The organism is Sphingobacterium griseoflavum (assembly GCF_014653155.1).
Lineage (GTDB): Bacteria > Bacteroidota > Bacteroidia > Sphingobacteriales > Sphingobacteriaceae > Sphingobacterium > Sphingobacterium griseoflavum.
The window spans coordinates 108,269-127,006 of record NZ_BNAF01000007.1 but is presented as its reverse complement, the minus strand read 5'-3'; the positions used below and the strand labels follow the sequence as shown (position 1 = coordinate 127,006).

Sequence of the window (18,738 nt, the reverse complement as noted above, 5' to 3'; positions counted from 1 at the left end):
GACAGCTATTTCCGAACAACTTTTAAAACGAAGTTCCGTTCGGAAACAAAAATTAGCAGCATATATACTAAAAGAAAGGCATTTCCCGACCAAACGTTGCGATTAAAAAACGCATAATTCAGGTAGACCAAAAATGATCCTATGCACAGATGCGCCAATATCTTTTTTAGACGATAGGGAATAGCATAGTTTCTTTGTCCCCAATAGTAGGATAAGACCAACATCGTCATATAAGCCACAGATGTGATAAAGATGGCGCCCGCATAACTCCACTGCGGGATAACTAGGTAACATAAAACAACCGTAATGATCGCACCAAAACCAGAAATATATAGGCCATATCTCGTCTGATCAGAGAGCTTATACCAAACGGAAAGGTTCATGTATATCCCCAGCAGAACGTAGTTAAACAATATAATAGGAATGTAGCCTATACCCGACCAATATTCCGCCGTTTCCTTCGCACTCCCTCCTTCAATAAAATACTTTAACCATTCAATATTCATGGATAAGCCCACCATGACCAGCATCATAGCGATAACGAAATATTCCATGATCAACGCATATGTTTTTCGGGCATTTTCGTTTTTTGCATAAGAAAAGAAAAACGGCTCCGCCCCAAGCCTAAAAGCTTGAACAAAAATACTGAGGAAGATCGCAATTTTACCTATCGCCCCATAAATACCTAAGTCACGTTCGCCGATTTGCTCAGGCAGTAAGCTGGGCATTAGGATCTTATCCAAGTGTTCGTTTATGATAAAGGAAACGTTGGCAACAAATATTGGAAAACTATAGGACAGCATAGACCGCACCATAACAATATCCATGCGAAGTCTAATCCCTTTCATATCCCGCATTAACATTAGAAGCGTTACCACACTAGCGACCAAATTTGAAAGAAATACATACCCCAACCAACCCTCGCGAAACCAAGAAAAATACGCTTGATAATCGCTATACTTCCCCAACACCCACGGCAAGACAAGCAAAAACATGATGTTGAGACCTACGAAGACCAAGATGTTACAAAATTTTAGGATACTGTAGCGAATAGGTCTATTTTGCGAACGCAATCTTGCAAAAGGAACGACCGCCAAGGCATCTGCAGCCAAGGTGAGCCCCATACATAACACATAAAATTTATAGTCCGAGACGGGTTGCATCCCTTTCCGACCAAACCAAGATGCTATCGGATCCAGCAGCGACACTAAGCACACCAAAAAAGCCACAGCAGTAACAAGGGTGATTAAAAAAGTATTGTTGGCAACTTTAGGTCGATCTTCTGCATCCACTTTCTGTAGATATCGGAAATAGGTTGTCTCCATCCCGAAGGCTAAGAACGTGTTGATAAATGCTGACCAAGAATAGACATTTGTAAAGATACCATACAGCGATGCGGAGAATTTCGCAGTAAATAGCGGTGTTAACACGAAATTGAGCAAACGTGAAACAATCGTGGACAGTCCATAGACTGCAGTATCACCTAAAAATCTTTTAACGACAGACACTAGGAAGTATTATTTGATTCTTTTTAAAACTTCGAAATTCTTGAAGCCCTGCAGATCGCCTTCGGTTGATTTAACTTCTGTCACCTCTGCACGATCAGGCCCTTCTTGACAAAAGTCCAATAGGGAAACCAATGCAAAGTCATCCGCTTCCGCCTCGATATAAACACTACCGTCTGGCTTATTCATCACGAAACCTTTAACCCCTAATTGGTCAGCGACGGCTTTCGTTGTTAATCGGAAATAGACATGCTGTACCTTGCCAAAAACATGTATGTTCAAATGCTTCATCAGCAACAAATGTACGCAAGAAAATTCAACAAATTAAGCGATTCTTCTTAATGTAACACGATCATGCAAACGCAAATTATTCATTCCTTCCAATAGCACAAGCCCCGGCCGTTTTCCCACTTGAATGGATCCCAGCACATCATCCATCCCTAATGCTCGCGCGCCGTTCAGCGTCGCCCAAGGCAAGATTTGCATAAAATCCAAGTGCTCAAAATAACGAACCAAGATTTTCATCTCCTCCAATATGTCCAGTCTATCGTTCGAAGCGAGGCTGTCCGTACCGATAACCATCGCTTGGCGATCGGGAACGAAATTTAATATCTTTGGAAGCTTATCCTCTATGTAAAGATTTGCATTCGGGCAGATACAGTAGTAAACATCTCGATCTTGACGGTTCACAAAATCGATATCCTTTAGTGAAGTGAAGGTATTGTGCACCAAAATAAGCCGATTGTTCTTCGGCAGATGGGAAAGATAGGATTGCACAGAATTCCGTGCCTGCGCTCTAAAACCTTCCGCGTTTAAGCCCATCTCTTTGTAAAAATCCAGAAAACCTCCCTCTCGATAGCGAAAAAGCTTATTTTCTTCGTCACTTTCCTGATTGTGAATACTGAAGATATTATCTTCATGCACCGTTCGCCGAAAGGCTTTGAACAGATCTTTTGTGCATGAATAGGGTGCATGCGCCGTTATTGATGAGTGTGCCGCATTAAAGTAAAATTCTATATCCCGCGCACGGTCAATGCGTGGTTGTATATCTTCTTTGCTCAAAGCCATAATCTCGACAAAGGTATGATAGAGGATCCTGCTACTGGCTTTAACTTCTGCCGAAAGTTCGGTGTTAACGTGGTCCCCCACCGCCTGTATGCCATTTTCCCACATTTGGGCGTCAGCTTCTGCCATAGCCCGCAAAATATCTTTTTCCTTGCTGCCCCGCATCTTCATCACTTCCGCCAGAAATTTAGGCAAACCGGTGCCCCGTTTTGTTTTCCCAAGCATATGCGACAACTCGATATGGCAATGCGCATTCACAAAACCAGGCACCAAAACGCCGTCGTAAATTTCTTTCTCTTCCTGAAGAATACGCACATCTCCCTGCTCATAAACACCTTTTATGACACCAGAATCATCGATTGCCACCACGCCATTCTTCAAAAAACTGCCCACTACAGGAACTACTATACTTGCTGAAATATACCTCATTACCCTACAAAACTAAATTTTTGTGTATGAAAAGAAACCACCCATCGCTGAGCAGCCCTATTCTTACAACCTTTAGAGAAAATACATTTGCTAATTTATAAATTTTATTCGAAAAACAATAACTCTCCGTAATCTAAAATTACATTTAACATGTTTAAAAAAAAAGATTAACAATTTGTGTTTATAGAATTAATGTTTACTTTTGCTCCTATCAAAGGGGTGCCTTGTTATTTCAACACAAATACAGGCTGAGATTATACCCAGTTCCGTCGTTCATGAAGGAACACACCTGATCCAGGTAATGCTGGCGTAGGGAAAAAGGTTTAGTTAAATAAATAGCTATTAGTAACCCCTGGTAATAGTTGGTTTAACTTTATAAAATTACATTGTTTATGTCGAAGTATGGATGGGTCACGCTTACCTTTTTAATGTATGCAGCTTTGACCTTCGCCCAAACACCATTCCGGGTCGTTGTGGAAACGCCCGATCACAAACCGCTCCGTGGCGCAACGGTTGAAATACAAGGCTTGATGCAATCAACCGATCATGAGGGAACAGCCAGCTTTAATAATGTACGCCCCGAGGCTTCTACACTGAAAGTACGCTATATAGGCTATGGCGCGTTCGCAAAGCATGTTGACCCCACACAAGAGCATACCATTAGGGTAGTATTGCAGCCTACCCACCGCATCACGGGCGACGTACTGGTGATGGCCACCCGTGCCAGCGAGCATGCAGCAACAACATTTAAAAACATTACGAAAGAAGACTTGCGACGCACAAATTTGGGTCAGGATATTCCTTTTCTTTTAGATCAAACGCCGTCTGTCGTAGTCGGGTCAGACGCTGGTGCAGGCATTGGATACACCAATATGACCATTCGGGGATCCAACAGCCAACGGATTAATGTCACCTTAAATGGCATTCCGCTAAACGATGCCGAGAGCATGGGTTCTTTTTTTGTCAATCTTCCGGATTTTGCATCCAGTACCGAAAGCATCCAGATACAGCGCGGAATAGGTACCTCCACTAATGGCGCAGGTGCATTCGGCGCTTCCTTAAACATCCAATCTGATGGTTTGGAGACAACGCCTTATGCCGAATTAAACAATACCTACGGATCCTACAACACTTGGAAAAATACCGTCAAAGTGGGCTCCGGTCTTATCAACAATAAATTTGCCTTTAATGGCCGGCTGTCGCGCATCAGTTCCGATGGCTATATCGACCGAGCGACGTCTGACCTAAAATCCTTTTATGTTGACGCTGGATATTACGGCAGCAAACATCAATTGAAGGCGACGGTTTTCTCTGGCAAGGAAAAAACGTACCAAGCTTGGGACGGCGTGCCGGAAGAGCTGTTGGAAACAAATCGCCGTTACAATGGGTTTGAATATGCAAACCAAACAGACAACTATATACAAACACACCACCACCTGCATTACAACTATTTCGCTTCGGAACAGACGACGCTGAATGTAGCGCTGCACTACACCCGTGGGCAAGGCTATTACGAGGAATACAAAACGGATGAATCTTTCACCAAATATGGCTTGGCGCCTATCACCATACGCGATACCACGATCAACACGACTGACCTTGTTAGACAACGCTGGCTGGACAATCACTTTTACGGAACGGTTTTTTCTTTAAGCCACAAAGTTAATGAACGCCACAGTTTGATTTTTGGCGGGGCAGCCAATCAATATCGGGGCGATCACTACGGCAACGTTATTTGGGCCCAATATGCGTCGGACAGCCAACTCGGCGACAAATACTATTTCAACGATGCGGAAAAGAATGATATAAATGTTTATGGAAAGTGGAATGGACAGTTCGGTGATCTCCGGGTATACACCGACCTACAGTACCGTTTCGTCGACTATACCTTCGAAGGCTTTGACCACAATCGGGAGCTGGCAGATATAAATGTGAAACACCATTTTTTCAATCCTAAGTTAGGGGCTACCTACATGATCTCGCCACGGTCTAATGTCTACGGTTCATACGCATACGGCAGCAAAGAACCCGTCCGTGATGACTTTGTGGCTTCTGCGGCCAACGCGCGTCCGAAGGCCGAAAAAATGCACAATGTAGAAGCCGGCTATCGAATACGGACGGGTGCCATCAATTTAGGAGCAAACGTTTACGGAATGTTTTACAAGGATCAGCTCGTACTCACGGGGGCTATAAACGATGTAGGCGCCTCTATCCGTGAAAATGTTCCTGCAAGCTATCGGATCGGTTTCGAATTCGACGGGGCATGGAAAATGTCGGAGCAGTTCCACTGGAAAGCTACTGCAGGACTCAGTGAAAACAAAATCAAGAACTATACCGAGTACCTCAGCGTTCTTGACGAAAACTGGGAACCAACGGGCGCTCCCCAAGTTGCTAATACCTACCGTTCGACCAATATCTCGTTCTCGCCATCCGTTATCTTATCCAACGAGCTCTCGTACTACCCTGTTGCACCGCTTGAACTTGCTTTGGCCAGCAAATATGTATCAAGACAGTATTTGGACAACACAAGTGCACAGGCACGGAGTGTAGATCCATTTTTCGTCAACAACTTCCGTATTCGATATGGCTTTTCTTTACTGGGCATCCAGCATATAGACGCCAATCTGGCCATCAACAACATCTTCAATGAAAAATATGAATCCCACGGCTACACCTATGGTGGCATCGCCGAATCCGATGGGTCCCGGATATTCGGCAATGCCTTTTATCCGCAAGCAGAAACAAATTTTCTTTTCGGACTGAACGTCAGGTTTTAAAAGATCCGAGAAGCAATGAAAAGAGCATGGTGATATAGCCATGCTTTTTTTATACAGGAGAAAGCAAATGAAATGCATTTAACTCGGTTTGGAGCCCTTCAGCATACTTCAGCCATGTTACCTGATCGCTTTTTTAATCTTTAATTTTTCGCTTTTTATGTGAATACTTTTTTACTTTGCAAACCATGAGAGCAGTCATACAACGTGTAACAAAAGCGAGCTGCACCGTCGAGGGAAAATGCACAGGAGCAATTGAAAAGGGATTATTGGTTCTTTTGGGCGTAGAAGAAAACGACAGCCAACAAGAGATGGAATGGCTCGCACAGAAGTTGGCCAATCTCCGCATTTTTTCCGATGAGCATGGGCTGATGAACAAATCAATTCGGGATGTCGATGGCAATATATTGCTGATTTCGCAGTTCACTTTATTTGCGCATACCAAAAAAGGGAATAGGCCTTCCTTTATACAGGCTGCAAAACCTGCGACAGCAGAACCCTTCTATTTGCAGATGGGCACCATGCTCAGCACCTTATTGCAAAAAAAGGTACAGATGGGGATGTTCGGCGCGGATATGCAGATCGACCTGTGCAACGATGGCCCGGTTACCATCATCATGAACACCAAGGATAAGGATAATTTTTAACAAATCAACAGATGGATATGACGATAAAGGAAGCACAGGCCCTGATCGACAAATGGATCAGCACCACGGGTGTTCGATATTTCAATGAACTAACCAATACCGCCATCTTGATGGAAGAAGTGGGTGAAGTAGCCCGTATCATGGCCCGCAAATATGGCGAACAGTCGTTTAAAAAATCAGATGAACAGGTTGATCTAGCCGATGAAATGGCAGACGTGCTCTTTGTTTTGATGTGTTTGGCCAATCAAACCGGCATTGACTTGACCGAAGCGCTAGCGAAAAACCTCGAAAAGAAATCGATCCGTGATGCAGAAAGGCACCTAAACAACGACAAGCTGAAAAGCTGATCGCTATGCCGTCCTTTCCACCCACGTGGCGTCACTTGAACTCGATTTCCGCAAAAAGGGGAAAATGGTCAGAAGCATCGCTTGACAAGGTTTTGTACGTCCTCCACACCACATTGCTGTGCTTCCCGACCATGATATAATCAATTTCCGAATCGGGGGCTTGATTGGGGTATGTTGGTCCATTGAGCTCCACGTTCCTTGCGAAACAGGTATCCAATAATTGAATTGCTTTACTCTGCGGCTTAGCGTTCATGTCCCCGACCAAGATAAGCGGACGATCATACCAATCACCAAGCTCATTGATGTACCCCGCTTGCGCTACCTTATTTGTTTCGTTCAAATCTAAATGGGTATTTGCGAAAGAGATTGTCCTGCCATGGGGCAACGCCACATCGACAATAGCCAGTGAACGTCCCTCGCTGCTTTCCGGCATGGGGAGTTCATAGCGACGATTACCAACAATCGGATACCGAGAGAGGATGAGCGTACCGTATTCGCCGCCGTCGTAATCAATCCCTTTGGAAAAGAAGTAATACATACCCGTGAGCTGCGCCAGTTGATGTGCCTGATCGATACCACCTGACCGCGGGATCCGCACATCGACCTCCTGCAGACCTACCAAATCGGCTTTCGAATCGATGATCACCTTTGCTATCGCCTCTAGGTCAATCTTACCCGCCTGCGCCGGTGGGTTTCCATGGTGGATATTATAAGACACGACGCGAACCCGCTGCCCAAAAACAGCGGCGAAACAACATAGCAATGCAAAAGTCAACAAGCTTTTTCTCATCATGATCAAGTTGGTTATGTTTCCGTTTGTTAATTGGCTTAAAGTTAAAGAACTTCGAGTCAAAATCGACGATAGCAAGCTATAAAAATTAGGAACAAAACCTTATTTTCAACTATATTTAACCCATGAAATCTTCCGTTTTATTTTTTGTCCTGTTTTTATTGGGCGGCTGTCAAGTGCGACAAAACGAACAGCACGCGCAACATAGCAAAGAATTTTCGCATGTAGCCGTCGTTACGGCCCATCCGTTGGCATCCGAAGTGGGGGTCGCTATACTTCGGGATGGTGGCAACGCGGTAGACGCGGCAATAGCCGTTCAGTTTGCTTTAGCGGTAGTGTACCCCAATGCGGGAAACATTGGCGGTGGCGGGTTTATGGTGTACCGCAGCCGATCCGGCGAGGTCAATTCCTTGGACTTTCGTGAAAAAGCACCGGCCAACGCACATCGCGACATGTACTTGGACAGTTTAGGCGAGCCCATCACGCAGCTGAGCCTCGACGGACAATTAGCGGCAGGCGTTCCGGGAACGGTAGCCGGCATGGAGGAAGCGCACAAAAAATATGGTACCCTACCCTGGTCCGCACTGTTGGCACCGGCAATAGCTTTAGCTGAAAAAGGCTTTTCTCTCACCGCTAAGCAGGCCGAAGAATTTAACCATATGCAGTCCCATTTTAGGGCCCTGAATGCCGGTGGAGCGGCCATTATTCGGGATAAACCTTGGAAAAAAGATGATGTCTTCGTTCAAGCACAGCTCGCCAGCACGCTAAAACGTATTGCAAGCCAAGGAAGTGCAGGTTTTTACACGGGTGAAACGGCCGCGCTAATTGTTGCAGAGATGAAACGTGGGAATGGCATTATTTCGGAGGCAGATCTTGCCAACTACCGAGCCATCTGGCGGAAACCTATCGTCGGATCCTACAAACAATACCAAATCATTTCCATGCCCCCTCCCTCCAGTGGCGGGATAGCACTGCTCGCGCTGCTGCAGTCTGTGGAACCTTACCCGTTAAAGCAATGGGGATTCCAGTCGGACAGCACCGTCCGTGTCATGGTAGAGGCGGAAAGGCGCGTATATGCCGACCGGGCGACACATCTCGGGGATCCCGATTTTCATGATGTACCGGTCGCCTTTCTGACGGATAAGGCGCTGAACCAAGCGCGCATGCGCAAGGTAAACCTACAGAAAGCGACACCGAGCGATCAAGTAAAAGCGAACACATTTCCGGGATATGAATCCGAAGAAACCACGCACTTCTCCATTGTCGACACAGATGGCAATGCGGTCTCTCTGACAACCACATTAAATGGTTCCTACGGTGCTGGTGTATGGGTAGATGGAGCTGGTTTTTTGCTGAACAATGAGATGGACGATTTTTCGGTAAAGCCAGGAACGCCCAATTTGTATGGGTTGCTTGGCGGGAAAGCCAACGCCGTAGAGCCCGGAAAGCGTATGCTGAGTGCCATGTCCCCCACAATAGTTGAAGAGAATGGACAACTTAGGATGGTAATTGGCACGCCGGGTGGCTCAACCATTATCACATCGGTGTTTCAAGGAATCCTGAATGTTGTAGAGTTTGGCATGGATGCCCAAGCATCGGTGACGTCACCGCGCTTCCATCACCAATGGAAACCCGATCGTATCGATGTCGAGGAAGGTGCCATCCGGGCTGGTATTCGCAAAAAGCTAGAAAAAGATGGCTATCCGTTCCACAAAAGGGGCAGCATAGGACGAATGGAGAACATCATTGTTTTACCGAATGGAAAATTACAGGCGGGAGCTGATCCGCGGGGCGATGATTTTGCCGCTGGATATTGACATGGGTAGACATCGAATCAGCGGTTAATCAAGCGGGCGACTACGCAAAAACGCCTGCGCGTCACGACGCGGCACTAGTCCAAAAACCGATTGTCAATCTGTTTGTTCGCTTTTGCGCCCAACGCTTTCAAATGTTCGATTTTCCGAACCACGTTTCCTGCACCTGTGGAGAGTTTCTTCATGGCATCCTGATGCTTTTCTGCAGCTCGTTGTATATGGCTTTCCACTTGCTGCATATCGTTCAGAAAACCGACAAACTTGTCGTATAGCGCGCCAGCTTCTTTCGCTATTTCCAATACGTTTCTATTCTGCCTTTCCTGCACCCAGATACTGGCTATGGTCCGCAAAGTCGCCAGCAATGTGGAGGGGCTCACAATAACGACCCGTCTATCCCAAGCATCAGAAAAAAGATCTGGCTTTTCCCGCACCGCAACACTCAATGCCGATTCTATAGGCATGAATAGCAGCACGAAATCCGGCGAATGGATACCATATAAGTCTTGGTAATTCTTCGCAGATAAATCACGTACGTGGTTTTCGATAGATTGGACGTGCTGTTTCAAGAAGGTGGCTTGGTCGAGTTCCCCCTCCGCGTTTACCCAACGCTCATAGGCCACCAAGGAAACTTTGGAATCAACAACCAAATGTTTATCCTCGGGCAATAAAATGATCGCATCCGGAATCTTTCTTACCTCTTCCTCCCGAAAAATAGACTGCAGCATGTATTCCTGGTCTTTAATCAATCCCGAACGTTCCAAGACACGCTCCAATATAATTTCGCCCCAGTTGCCCTGCTTCTTCGCATCGCCCTTCAGGGCGTTGGTCAAATTATTCGCCTCATTTTTAATGAGCACACTCTGCTGCATCAGCTGCTCGACAACCCCTTTCAGTACATTCCGCTCGGCAGCCTCTTGGTGGTAAGTGCGTTCGACCTTCTCCTCGAATGTCTTTATTTTTTCCTTCAAGGGTGTTAGTATAAGATCCAATTGCTGCTGATTCAGTGCGGTGAATTTTTGTGTTTTCTCTTCCAAAATGGTGTTTGCCATATGTTGGAACTGTAGGTTAAATTGCTCGCGCAGGCGCAAAATCTCCTCTTGCTGTGCATGAAACTTTTCTTGCTGCGCCTGCAAAAATGCATTCGTTGCTTCTAGGGTGCGTTCGACGGCTGCACGCTCATTCCGCTCTCGCTCCAGTGCCGCATCCTGCAAGCCCTTTGTTTCTAACAACAACCGCTCACGTTCCAACGCTCTCGCCAGTTCCATCTGCACCACATGACGCTCATCGATAAGCTTACTGAACTCCGTTTTATCAACTTTTCGCGCATTTGAGCGCACTAATACCAGTAGGAAGAGTACTAAAATGCCAATAACTACGACTACGATTATTTCCATGGATAATAAAGATAAAGCAGGCGCAAAAACAACCAACTTGTTGCTGATGCCCCTCCTTAGATATAGAAAAGGTTATTGCAACTTTTGATGTGTTTTCCACCACAGATCAGGCATGTCACCATCTACCGCCTGCTGATAGTCTTCATAGCGACAAGGAACCCAATAATAACGCTCGTTGATCGATTTAGACCCGAAATAAGGCACTTGCATCCACCAGCGGTCCGATTTCTTGCTCTTTACAAAAACCAGCTCATAATCATCATTTTCCAAGCTCGTTCTGTAAACAATATAGGCCGACTTTGGTATTAATGGTGCGTCATTTTTTCGATTGTAGAACCCATCCACAAAACACCAGACCATTTGAGCCACAAGACTGGCCGTGTGTCCCATGGGATCAAAAGTCGGGTTATACTCGTAGAATCCTACCGAGGAACATTTATCAGACATCCCTGCGTATCGTGCAAGTTGACAAGCTTCATCGCCGAATAGGCCATTCGGAGTAGCATTTGCATTGCCCGGCGCCTCCGATGCTCGGATAGCGCCAATATCGAAACTGAGCATATCTGCTGCTCGAATCAATGGTTCTGCCTGATCCAATCGGCCCGTCATCATACCAATCCGCATGGTATTGAAGAAAAGCTTATCATACATGTTAATGGATTCCTTGCTGACGAGGTAAGTTTGATAAGCCAAATTGCTTAAATTAAAAAGATAATCGGGCTGATGGAGAATAATATGGTTGAGGTAGGTGTGTGCATCCAATGCTGTGTTTTCGGCGTGATCTTGATCCAGATCGAACTTAGCATCCACAATGGCAACCTCTACCCGCTGTTCCAATGCCTCATACGCTGTATATTGCGCGTAAGTAAGATCTTGTCCGCCGCCGATGATAATGGGAATAATATCGAGCTTGATGAGTTCCTCGACAACGGTTTTTAGCGCTACATAGGTATCCCTAATCGTTGCTCCTGCTTGAATATTTCCCAAATCGGCAATACGTACAGCATAATCCCCTTGATACAAGTTGTAAAAATACTTACGGACGGCATTAGGAGACTTTTTAGTACCGCTATTTCCCACAGCACCACGTTCCTCCTCCACACCAATCAAGGCCAAATGGGGCTTAGTGCCCACCGTTTCCAAATCGGGAAACGTCCGTTCATAGGCTTCAATTACTTTCCCGAATTGTGAGTTGTAAAAGTCGGATGCAGCGCAAAATTCCGTACGAGATATGGGTGCAAAAAAATCAGCTAAAGACATTGTATCGTGGGTATAAATAGTACTAAAAAACGAAAACAATACACTATGTATTTCACAAATATGCACTTAAAATACCTCTTTTGGAAGCAAAAACAATCCACAAACTGTTGATATCTATCCAGCAAGCCTAGCCATTCCCCTTCAACCGCGACTATTCCACGAAACGATTTGGATACCAATCCACAATAATCTATCTTTGGAAGGAACAAATTTCAACGATAAGTTAGCTCGTGGTACTCGTAACAGGTGGAACAGGTTTTTTGGGATCAACCTTGATCAAGATATTAGTTGACCAGGGTACTGCTGTCCGAGCCATTAAACGCGAACATGCTGTTATTCCGGACGCTTTAGTTTCGTCATCGCTCGTGCAATGGGTCGATGCAGACATCACCGATTACTTTGCTTTATCCGCAATTTTTACTGACGTTACCCAGGTTTATCACTGCGCAGCCAAAATTTCCTATCAGCCAGCGGACCACGCAGCCATGTTACACGTCAATATTGAGGGCACCAAACATATGGTCAACCTTTGCTTGGAGCATGCGGCACGCCTCGTGCATGTCAGCTCGATCGCGTCGCTTGGCGTCAGCAAAAACGGTGAGCTTATCACCGAAGACAGTAAATGGGATGACGGAGCTGACAACTCGAAATATGCCGTTTCAAAATACGAAAGCGAAATGGAAGTGTGGCGAGCCATCATGGAGGGGCTGGATGCCGTGATCGTCAACCCTTCGGTTATTATGGGTGTAGGATCTGGCAGCAAAGGTTCGGGCGTAATATTTAACATGGTTCAAAAAGGTCTCCAGATATATCCACCGGGAACTGTCGGCATTGTGGATGTGGAAGATGTTGCGCAGCTCATGGTTATGCTCATGAACAAACCGGAGATATCTGGCGAACGCTATATCCTAAACAGCGAAAACATGAGCAACAAGGAACTCTTGGATCGCATTTCGAAGCTTTTGGGCAAGCCATCTCCGACCATTGAAGCCAAGCCTTTTATGTTGGGCATTGCTTGGCGCGCGGCGAAGCTGGTATCGCTGATCAAGCGGGAGCGTCCCTCCCTGACGCGGGAGGCGGCTCTAGCAGCGGCGTCCAAACTGGCCTATTCCAATAAAAAGATTGTCGACGCGACAGGATATCTTTTCAAACCCGTCGATCGCACGTTGGAAGAAACTAGTCGACTATTTTAAACCTTAACCATAAATCAAATACTGTGAAAAATTATTATATCATTGATTTCGACAGTACCTTTACACAAGTGGAAGCGCTGGATGAACTAGCGCGCATATCATTGGAAAACCATCCGGATCGCGAGCAGATCTATCAGCAGATCGAAGATTATACCAACCTTGCCATGGAAGGGAAGATCTCCTTCCGAGAAAGTCTGGCCGGACGTGTACAGCTGCTCAATGCAAACAGGTCGCACTTGGATAAGCTAGTATCGCAACTAAAAAAGAAAGTTTCGCGTTCCTTCGGTCGAAACAAAGAATTCTTCCGGAAAAACGAGGACACCGCATGGATCGTATCAGGTGGCTTTAAAGAATTTATCACGCCTGTCGTTACGCCCTACCACATCAAGAAAGAAAATATCTACGCCAATACCTTTAAATTTGATAAGGAAGGAAACATCGTGGGTTACGATGAAAATAATCCACTTTCGGATGAAGGAGGCAAAGTAAAATTATTGAAAGCGTTGCAAATTGACGGCCGCATCTTTGGCATTGGTGATGGCTATTCCGATTTTCAGCTTAAAGAGTCTGGGCTCATCGAAAAATTCTTCGCTTTTACTGAAAACATTTCCCGTCAGAGTGTGACGGAAAAAGCAGACCACATTACGCCGAGCTTTGATGAATTTCTTTACGTAAACGACCTCCCACGCGCCATTTCTTACCCTAAAAATAGGATTTTATGCCTGATTATTGGTGATGTACCCGAAATAGCCGTACATATTTTAAAACGAGACGGATTTTCCGTACGCACGAAAGATACGTTCGAAGAGAAGTACACGAAGGATGTGGGGATGCTGCTGTTGGCCAATAACATCCGCATCGATGATGAACAGCTCGCCCGTGCCGACAAACTGAAAACGATCGGATACCTCGGTGACAGTAAAGGGCATTTAAGCCGCTTACTTTGTACCGAAAAGGGGATTGTCGTATTTGACGACAAGAAGATCAAAAAGCGCAATGCAGAATTCATCCCCCGTCGAATGGCTGACTTTATCAACAACGGTGACACAGCGATGAGCCGAAACTTTCCAAATCTCATTCTACCACGTTTAAGCCAAGCACATCGGTTACTGCACATCCACCAAAATGTGCCAGGTATAATGGCGCAGATAAACAACGTCTATGCTGAAAACCAAATCAACATCATATCCCAGTTTCTGATGACCAAGGGAGACATCGGATATGCCGTTACCGACATACACGCTGCATACGACAAAAATCTATTGAAGCAGCTCAAACAGATTGATAATACAATTAAGTTTAGAATTTTATACAAATAAAAAATAATCCCGGAAGGGCTGGTCTCTTCCGGGATTATCTACAAGTTTAGCGGATTTCCATTGCGCTACATAGCGACTGTTAAAGAGAAGCTGTAGGTCGCTTTTGGTGTAATCAACATGTCTAGCGGAACATCGAAGGGTTGCACATCTGCTATCTGTTCAATAGGATCAAAATACGAGAGGCCAATTTTCACGCAATCTGGACGGCACGCTGCCAAAAAGCGATCATAAAAGCCCTTCCCATACCCCACGCGATTCCCTTTACTATCGGCAATCAAAAGCGGGATGATCACTACGTCCAGCGCAGTTTCGCTAACGCGCTCGCCCGCTAGGGGCTCCACTATGCCCCAAGCATTCTCCCGCAATACCAAGTCGTTGTGCAGGACCACATGTTCCATGGAGCAATCTACTAGGTTTGTTCGGCTAACAACGACATGACTACTTGGATAGCGCCGTTTAAAAAAATGGATAAACGGCCAAACATCGGGTTCTTTGTGCCTCAAGATTGGAAGAAACACATGGACATAACCTTCTGAAGGCCAGCGTAGATCCTGCAGGCGCGCTATCAGCGCCGCGTTCCCCGCACTCAACTCGTCGACGCTAAGTGCCTGTCGACGCTTTTTATATACATCCCGAAGTTTCCCCTTATCCATATTAAAAAAAACGGCCCCGCGCCCGAAAGCAAACAAGACCGTACAATCAACCTAAACCTGAATATTTACTTCACACGCTCGATATAATCACCACTGCGTGTATCCACTTTCACTTTATCCCCCTGATTAATAAACAATGGTACGCGGATCTCCACGCCTGTTTCTACGGTCGCACTCTTCAACGCATTGGTCGAAGTATCGCCTTTCACGGCAGGCTCCGTATAGGTTATCTCCAATTCTACGGTAGCTGGAGCCTGCGCCATAATGGGTTCCTCGCTTTCAAACGCAATAATGACATTCATCCCTTCTTTTAAGAAACGTGCCGTATTGCCGAACAAAATTTTTGGAATATTAAACTGTTCATAGCTGTTGTTGTCCATGACGACAAAAAACTCACCGTCATCATATAGATACTGGTAGTCGTTAGTCTCTACGCGCGCAATTTCAACGTCCTCATCCGTTCTAAAACGGTATTCTACCAATTTTCCGCTACGGATGTTCCGCATACGTGCCTGATAAAATGCACGCAGGTTTCCCGGGGTACGGTGAATAAATTCCTCCACAGCAACCAACTCTCCGTTAAAACGAAGTATATTTCCTGATTTTACTTCAGATGCTTTTGACATAACAATCTTTTTGAATTTAGCGATACAAAACTACAAAATATAAGGGTTTAAAAAAACCGCTATCATCATTTATACGTGAGCATATTCAGAGACTCTTCACAAAATACATATTCCCGCTCTTGATTTGAACCGACGAGAACAATGCGATGGTTGTGGCTGGTTTCTGCCACAAGATCCAAATACCACTGTTCTCCGGCAACATCTAAATTACTGGTCGGCTCATCCAAGAGTAGCAGCTTCGTATCAGAACAGCATGCCAGGGCAAGCTTCACGCGTTGCTTCATTCCTGAAGAAAAGAACCGAATCTCTTTATCCACTGCATGGTCCAACTTCAATAGCTGAATGATGCGATTGGTATCATAACCGGCAAGAAAGGGCTTAAACTTGAAATGAAAGGCAATCATCTCCCGAAGGGTAAACTCCTCGATCAATTCGAGATACGGGGCAGCTATAGAAACATCGCTAAAAACATCTTCTACAGCGACGTGTATGCTTTCGGATGCTCTGTACAGCACCTGTCCTTCGCTGGGCGATAAACTCCCAGCAACAACCTTTAAAAAGGTAGATTTTCCAGAACCGTTGGGTCCCAGTATCGCATATTTCTTACCTGTTGAAAAGGTATAATCGACATGGCGAAAGATCCATTCTCTATTATACCGTCTGCCTAAATCTTGTAAAGTTATACTCAATAAACGCTACGTTAAAGTGAGGAAATACGACCTTGGTTGAAGCCTTTGATCACACCGCGGTTGGAATTACGTACGAAAGAAAGAATCTCGTCCCGTAGCTCGGTTGGTGCAAACTCCGCTTCAATCAAATCCAATGCTTTGCTTAAGTTCCTGTTCTGTACGAAAAGTACCCGATAAATATCCTGTATTTCGGTGATCTGCTCTGCCGTAAAGCCGCGGCGCCTCAATCCTACCGAGTTTATCCCAGCATACGAAATTGGTTCGCGGGCAGCCTTGATAAACGGTGGAACATCCTTACGTACCAAAGTACCGCCTGTCACAAAAGCATGGGAGCCTATTTGACAAAATTGGTGAACAGCGACCATGCCCGCCAATACCACATAATCTCCGATGGTGATATGTCCGGCCAAGGTACTGGAATTGGAGAAAATACAGTTGTCACCGACAAAACAATCGTGCGCGATATGGCTATAGGCCTGAATCAGGCAATTCTTTCCGATCACTGTTTTATAGCGATCTTTGGTGCCTCGATTGATGGTGACACATTCTCGAATCGTTGTGTTGTCGCCAATTTCTACCGTGGTGACTTCGCCTTCGAACTTCAAATCCTGGGGCTCGCCGGAGATTACCGCTCCTGGGAAAATACGGCAGTTTTTGCCTATTCGAGCACCATTCATGATCGTTACGTTGGATCCGATCCAAGTTCCTTCGCCGATCTCGACATCCTTATAGATTGTCGTAAACGGCTCGACCACCACATTTTGGGCGATCTTCGCCTCGGGGTGGATGTATGATAAAGGTTGTATCATGTTAATTACCTTTTACTTTTACAATTTGGGCCATTAATTCGGCCTCGCTTACTACCCTGTCGCCCACCATACCCACAGCTTTCATGCGAGCTATACCGCGGCGGATAGGCTCCAGCAACTCACAGTTGAAAATAATGGTATCTCCTGGGGTTACCTGGTTCTTAAAACGGGCATTTTCTATTTTTAGGAACAGTGTCAGCCAATTTTCTGGATCAGGCACCGTATTCAACACCAAAACGCCGCCGGTTTGCGCCATGGCCTCGATTTGCAAAACCCCCGGAAACACCGGCGCTCCCGGAAAATGGCCCATGAAAAGATCTTCGTTCATCGTCACGTTCTTTAGTCCCACCACGTGGGTTTCCGAAAGCTCCAGGATCTTATCGATCATCAAAAATGGTTGTCGGTGCGGCAAGATATTCATAATCTGGACGGTATCGTACACCGGCGTCATATTGGGATCATAAACCTTCATGTTTTTACGGTTTTTGTCTCGTTTTATTTGGGCCTTTATCTTCTTCGCAAAAGCAGCATTTGCCGCATGGCCAGGACGAGCGGCCATGATGTGTCCCTTCAATGGTCTACCCACCAATGCCAAATCGCCGATCATATCCAACAATTTGTGGCGAGCAGGTTCGTTTTGATAGCGTAGCTGTATATTGTTGAGGATTCCCTCATGCGCTACTTCCACGGTCTTATTAAATAGGCCTGAAAGTTTATCCAACTCTTCCTTACTTACCTCCTTATCCACGATGACAATAGCATTTGACAGATCCCCGCCTTTGATCAAGTCGTGGTTCAACAAACTTTCGAGCTCATGTAGGAAACAAAACGTGCGGGAAGAGGATATTTCATTTTTAAACTCCGATATATTGCTGATTGCCGCATGTTGGCTTCCAAGCACGGGCGAATTGAAATCGATCATACAGGTCAATCGATAACCATCCAGCGGCATCGCGATGATTTCCACCTTACGATCTTTCTCTACATAAGCGATATTATCTTTGATTTCATAATAATCGCGATCGGCCTCTTGGTCTACAAATCCGATTTCCAACAGTTTCTCTACATAAATCTTCGAGCTTCCATCCAAAATGGGCACTTCCGGCCCATCGATCTCAATGAGGATATTATCAATTTGCAACCCAACAAATGCAGCCATAAGATGCTCAATCGTACTGACAGAGGCCCCATTTTGGGAAATGGTCGTGCCGCGGGAGGTATCCGATACGTTATCTGCATCAACAGCAACCACAGGCGCACCGGCCAAATCTACCCGCTTAAATTTATACCAATGAAACTCTGGAGCGGGCTTGATGGTCATGTTCACAATTTTTCCTGTGTGCAAACCTATTCCCGATATCGCTATTTCGGACGAGATCGTCCTTTGTTTCACATTCATATCTAACATATACTATTTAGCCAAA

The 18,738-nt window shown here is 45.6% G+C and carries 17 protein-coding genes; 6 read left to right on the top strand and 11 right to left on the bottom strand.

The features are described from left to right. Positions 1 to 5 precede the first annotated feature (5 nt). The 3 genes from IE165_RS10620 to IE165_RS10610 are packed head-to-tail and all read right to left on the bottom strand — an operon-like array spanning position 6 to position 2,999. Positions 6 to 1,508, bottom strand: coding sequence for a lipopolysaccharide biosynthesis protein (locus IE165_RS10620; protein WP_189626599.1), 1,503 nt, complete (start codon positions 1,506 to 1,508; stop codon positions 6 to 8). 9 nt (positions 1,509 to 1,517) lie between these two features. Then, the gene (locus IE165_RS10615; RefSeq protein WP_189626598.1) at positions 1,518 to 1,796 is read right to left on the bottom strand and encodes an acylphosphatase; all 279 of its coding nucleotides are present in this window, start codon (positions 1,794 to 1,796) and stop codon (positions 1,518 to 1,520) included. Positions 1,797 to 1,829: 33 nt separating this feature from the next. Continuing rightward, positions 1,830 to 2,999 (bottom strand): amidohydrolase family protein, encoded by a 1,170-nt coding sequence (locus tag IE165_RS10610; RefSeq protein ID WP_189626597.1) that lies wholly within the window; start codon positions 2,997 to 2,999, stop codon positions 1,830 to 1,832. Between the two features lie 392 nt (positions 3,000 to 3,391). Between IE165_RS10610 and IE165_RS10605 the strand changes: the two genes are divergently transcribed. From IE165_RS10605 to IE165_RS10595, 3 genes are all read left to right on the top strand, one after another. Further along, positions 3,392 to 5,776, top strand: coding sequence for a TonB-dependent receptor (locus tag IE165_RS10605; RefSeq protein WP_189626596.1), 2,385 nt, complete (start codon positions 3,392 to 3,394; stop codon positions 5,774 to 5,776). 185 nt (positions 5,777 to 5,961) lie between these two features. Further along, complete coding sequence (gene dtd, locus IE165_RS10600; protein WP_189626595.1) at positions 5,962 to 6,420, top strand: D-aminoacyl-tRNA deacylase; 459 nt, start codon at positions 5,962 to 5,964, stop codon at positions 6,418 to 6,420. Between the two features lie 17 nt (positions 6,421 to 6,437). Further along, positions 6,438 to 6,767: a nucleotide pyrophosphohydrolase gene (locus IE165_RS10595; protein WP_189626738.1), complete on the top strand. Its 330-nt coding sequence runs from the start codon at positions 6,438 to 6,440 to the stop codon at positions 6,765 to 6,767. Positions 6,768 to 6,798: 31 nt separating this feature from the next. Here the strand turns inward: IE165_RS10595 and IE165_RS10590 are convergent, their stop codons facing one another. Beyond that, positions 6,799 to 7,560 carry an endonuclease/exonuclease/phosphatase family protein gene (locus tag IE165_RS10590; protein WP_189626594.1) on the bottom strand — a complete coding sequence of 254 codons (762 nt, stop codon included), beginning with the start codon at positions 7,558 to 7,560 and terminating at the stop codon, positions 6,799 to 6,801. A gap of 122 nt (positions 7,561 to 7,682) precedes the next feature. Between IE165_RS10590 and ggt the strand changes: the two genes are divergently transcribed. Further along, positions 7,683 to 9,374, top strand: a complete 1,692-nt coding sequence (gene ggt / locus IE165_RS10585; protein WP_189626593.1) for a gamma-glutamyltransferase — start codon at positions 7,683 to 7,685, stop codon at positions 9,372 to 9,374. Positions 9,375 to 9,448: 74 nt separating this feature from the next. Here ggt and IE165_RS10580 read toward each other — a convergent pair whose 3' ends face one another. Both IE165_RS10580 and IE165_RS10575 read right to left on the bottom strand, forming a co-directional pair. Next, complete coding sequence (locus IE165_RS10580) at positions 9,449 to 10,765, bottom strand: DNA recombination protein RmuC (RefSeq protein WP_189626592.1); 1,317 nt, start codon at positions 10,763 to 10,765, stop codon at positions 9,449 to 9,451. A gap of 72 nt (positions 10,766 to 10,837) precedes the next feature. Beyond that, complete coding sequence (locus IE165_RS10575) at positions 10,838 to 12,025, bottom strand: formimidoylglutamase (protein ID WP_189626591.1); 1,188 nt, start codon at positions 12,023 to 12,025, stop codon at positions 10,838 to 10,840. Between the two features lie 230 nt (positions 12,026 to 12,255). Here IE165_RS10575 and IE165_RS10570 point away from each other — a divergent pair, with 230 nt between their 5' ends. Next, positions 12,256 to 13,218 carry an NAD-dependent epimerase/dehydratase family protein gene (locus IE165_RS10570; RefSeq protein WP_189626590.1) on the top strand — a complete coding sequence of 321 codons (963 nt, stop codon included), beginning with the start codon at positions 12,256 to 12,258 and terminating at the stop codon, positions 13,216 to 13,218. Positions 13,219 to 13,241: 23 nt separating this feature from the next. After that, positions 13,242 to 14,537, top strand: coding sequence for an HAD-IB family phosphatase (locus IE165_RS10565; RefSeq protein WP_189626589.1), 1,296 nt, complete (start codon positions 13,242 to 13,244; stop codon positions 14,535 to 14,537). Between the two features lie 65 nt (positions 14,538 to 14,602). Here IE165_RS10565 and IE165_RS10560 read toward each other — a convergent pair whose 3' ends face one another. The 5 genes from IE165_RS10560 to IE165_RS10540 form a co-directional block, all read right to left on the bottom strand. Continuing rightward, positions 14,603 to 15,190, bottom strand: coding sequence for a 5-formyltetrahydrofolate cyclo-ligase (locus IE165_RS10560; RefSeq protein WP_189626588.1), 588 nt, complete (start codon positions 15,188 to 15,190; stop codon positions 14,603 to 14,605). A gap of 65 nt (positions 15,191 to 15,255) precedes the next feature. Next, the gene (gene efp, locus IE165_RS10555; protein WP_189626587.1) at positions 15,256 to 15,816 is read right to left on the bottom strand and encodes an elongation factor P; all 561 of its coding nucleotides are present in this window, start codon (positions 15,814 to 15,816) and stop codon (positions 15,256 to 15,258) included. Positions 15,817 to 15,881: 65 nt separating this feature from the next. Further along, positions 15,882 to 16,505, bottom strand: coding sequence for an ABC transporter ATP-binding protein (locus IE165_RS10550; protein ID WP_189626586.1), 624 nt, complete (start codon positions 16,503 to 16,505; stop codon positions 15,882 to 15,884). Between the two features lie 11 nt (positions 16,506 to 16,516). Beyond that, complete coding sequence (gene lpxA / locus IE165_RS10545) at positions 16,517 to 17,314, bottom strand: acyl-ACP--UDP-N-acetylglucosamine O-acyltransferase (RefSeq protein ID WP_189626585.1); 798 nt, start codon at positions 17,312 to 17,314, stop codon at positions 16,517 to 16,519. Position 17,315: 1 nt separating this feature from the next. Continuing rightward, on the bottom strand, positions 17,316 to 18,713 hold the full coding sequence (locus IE165_RS10540; protein ID WP_189626584.1) for a bifunctional UDP-3-O-[3-hydroxymyristoyl] N-acetylglucosamine deacetylase/3-hydroxyacyl-ACP dehydratase: 1,398 nt from the start codon (positions 18,711 to 18,713) through the stop codon (positions 17,316 to 17,318). Positions 18,714 to 18,738 lie beyond the last annotated feature (25 nt).